This window comes from Streptomyces ureilyticus, from assembly GCF_011045025.1.
Classification (GTDB): Bacteria; Actinomycetota; Actinomycetes; order Streptomycetales; family Streptomycetaceae; genus Streptomyces; species Streptomyces ureilyticus.
The window spans coordinates 1-2,295 of sequence record NZ_JAAKZX010000430.1; the positions used below are offsets into that span (position 1 = coordinate 1).

Below are 2,295 nucleotides of genomic sequence, written 5' to 3' on the forward strand. Positions count from 1 at the left end.
GCGGGGAGCGGGGGCTCGGGGCACACGGGCGTACGCGCTCTGCGCAGCGGGACGCCGCGTCCACCGGCCCACTCCGCGAGGCCCGGACGTCATGGTCGCCCGGGCCGGATTGGCCTGGGCGCGCTGCCGGCAGGTCCTCGGACTGACGCTCGCGCACGACCCGTCCTGGGGACAGACATGCACAAGTACACCGTTGCGGGACAGTTCCGGATTCGCACCGGATTCCCCTGCGGCGACAGCGAGCATGAGCATACATCTTGTGCCGGGCTTGGAAAGCGCACCCCACATGTTGTGTTGCGTGGCGGAACCTCGGTGGGGCGCGCGGGCGCGGGGCGTTGCGCTACGGTGCCTCCATGACGCCGGAGACCATCAGCTTGCGCCTGGACGACGAGACGTATCGCGAGCTGGAAGAGCTGGCCGCCGCCTGGCGCGTCACTCCGGTGGAGGCGATCGGCATGGCTGTGCACGAGGCGTACGTGCGTGAGCAATACCGGCGCGCCGCCGCCAAGTTGGACGAGTGGCGCAACGACCCCGCCTCTCGGGCGGAGGTGGCTGACGCGCGGGCGGAGGTTGAAGAGCGGCGTGCTTGGTGACGGCCGCTAAAGCTCCAGCTCGTAGGCCAGCAGGTTGAGGTCGTCGAGGTGGGGGATCGGGTTCCAGTCGCGTTCCGGGGTGCGGGTGAAGCCGAGGCGTTCGTAGATGCGGTGGGCTGAGTGCATGGCGCGCTGGGTCGACAGGACGATGCCTACGCAGCCTTCGGCTCGTGCGCGATCCATGCAGGCGCGTACGAGGGCCTCTCCGACGCCCCGGCCGCGGGCCTCCGGGGCGACGGCGAGCATCCGTATCTCGGCCTCACCGGGTTCCGCGATGTCGGCCATCGGTCCGCCGGAGGGTACGAAGGTCACGCCGCCCAGTACGCGGTCGTGCTCGACGGCGACCAGCACCTGGGCCGCGGCGGCCCGCTTGGCGACGTCCCGCAGCTCGCCCAGGTACTCGTCGCTCTCTCCGAAGTCGAGCAGGCCGTCCCCGAGGTAGGCCTGTGCGGTGATCTCGCCGAGGGGCTCGTACTCATCAGGGGCTGCGTGCCTGATCGCGATGTCCATGCGGTGCAGTGTGCATCACGGGTGTGACAGCGGCCTGTGGTTTTCCCTGCGCTGGGAGCTCGGTACGGGGATCTCCGTGCGGCGATTTCAGTGCGGGATCTCAGCCCACGCCCGGCCACTGCTGCAGCGTCGCCACGAAGTCCTTCACGAAGTCGCGGGGCCCCGGGCCCAGCGCGACGCGGCCCGTGATGGACAGGCGGGCGGTGAGGGTGGGGGAGTCGGCGTAGTAGACGCGGTGGGCGCCCGCGGGGGCGAACACGGTCTTGCCGCGGGTGAGTTCGCTCGCCGACTCGACGATGACCGCGCCCTCCGCGGCCGTGATGAACGACTCGTCCGCGCACACGCCCACCGCGAGCGGGTCGTGCAGCGGGCAGGCGTCGCCCCCGCCGTGGAGGCGGTACGCGTCCATGTACACCCGCAGCAGGCGGGCGGCCAGGGCCGTGCCCGCGCCCGCCGCCTCCAGGACGGCCAGGTCGGCGGGGCGGAAGAGCCAGCGGAGCGAGGCGTCCAGGTCGACCATCGTGAACGGGATGCCGGAGGACACGACCACCTCGGCGGCGTCCGGGTCGGCCCAGATGTTGAACTCGGCGACCGGGGTGATGTTCCCGGGCACGTGCGCGGCGCCGCCCATGAACACGAACTTCTTGACTCGGTGGGCGAAGGCCGGGTCCTCGAGCAGGGCGATCGCCACGTTGGTGAGCGGGCCCGTGGCGCATACGGTGAGTTCGCCCTCGTACTCCCGGGACAGGCGGAGCAGCGCCTGCGCCGACGACCCCGTCGGGTGCGCGGCCGTGGAGTCGGGCAGTGTCTCGTTGCCGAGGCCTGCCTTGCCGTGGAAGGCGGACGCGGACGTGTAGGGGAGGCGGGTCAGGGGGCGGCCTGCGCCTCGGTGGACGGGGACGTCGGCGTCGATGCGCATGGCTCGGGCCAGGGCCCGGGCATTGAGGTACGTCTGCTCGGCGGGGAGGTTGCCTCCCACGGAGGTGTAGGCCTTCAGGTCCCACAGCCCTGTACCCAGGAGGTACTGGAGGGCCAGGGCGTCGTCGATGCCGGGGTCGCTGTCGAGGACGATCGGTGAGGGAAGGGGCACGGTGGCCAGCGTAGCGGCGGGCGGCTGTGCAGCCAGGGGGAGTTCGCCCCCGCCGCCCCTACCCGTCCCATCCCGGGGCCAGCCCCGGGCCCCGCTGGGGGC

The 2,295-nt window shown here is 71.9% G+C and carries 3 protein-coding genes and 1 riboswitch; of the genes, 1 reads left to right on the forward strand and 2 read right to left on the reverse strand.

Annotated features, from left to right (window positions below; genetic code table 11):
- Positions 1 to 111 precede the first annotated feature (111 nt).
- A riboswitch (cobalamin riboswitch) is annotated at positions 112 to 252 on the reverse strand.
- A gap of 101 nt (positions 253 to 353) precedes the next feature.
- Positions 354 to 593: a hypothetical protein gene (locus G6048_RS47850; protein ID WP_165345862.1), complete on the forward strand. Its 240-nt coding sequence runs from the start codon at positions 354 to 356 to the stop codon at positions 591 to 593.
- A gap of 6 nt (positions 594 to 599) precedes the next feature.
- Here G6048_RS47850 and G6048_RS47855 read toward each other — a convergent pair whose 3' ends face one another.
- Together G6048_RS47855 and G6048_RS47860 are read right to left on the reverse strand one after the other, a co-directional pair.
- Complete coding sequence (locus tag G6048_RS47855) at positions 600 to 1,103, reverse strand: GNAT family N-acetyltransferase (RefSeq protein ID WP_165345863.1); 504 nt, start codon at positions 1,101 to 1,103, stop codon at positions 600 to 602.
- A gap of 100 nt (positions 1,104 to 1,203) precedes the next feature.
- Positions 1,204 to 2,193 (reverse strand): nucleoside hydrolase, encoded by a 990-nt coding sequence (locus G6048_RS47860; protein ID WP_165345864.1) that lies wholly within the window; start codon positions 2,191 to 2,193, stop codon positions 1,204 to 1,206.
- Positions 2,194 to 2,295 lie beyond the last annotated feature (102 nt).

Excerpts from the sequence above, each read along its gene's own strand:
- G6048_RS47855 (WP_165345863.1), bottom strand. The coding sequence starts at position 1,103 with ATGGACATCGCGATCAGGCACGCAGCCCCTGATGAGTACGAGCCCCTC.
- G6048_RS47850 (WP_165345862.1), top strand. The coding sequence starts at position 354 with ATGACGCCGGAGACCATCAGCTTGCGCCTGGACGACGAGACGTATCGC.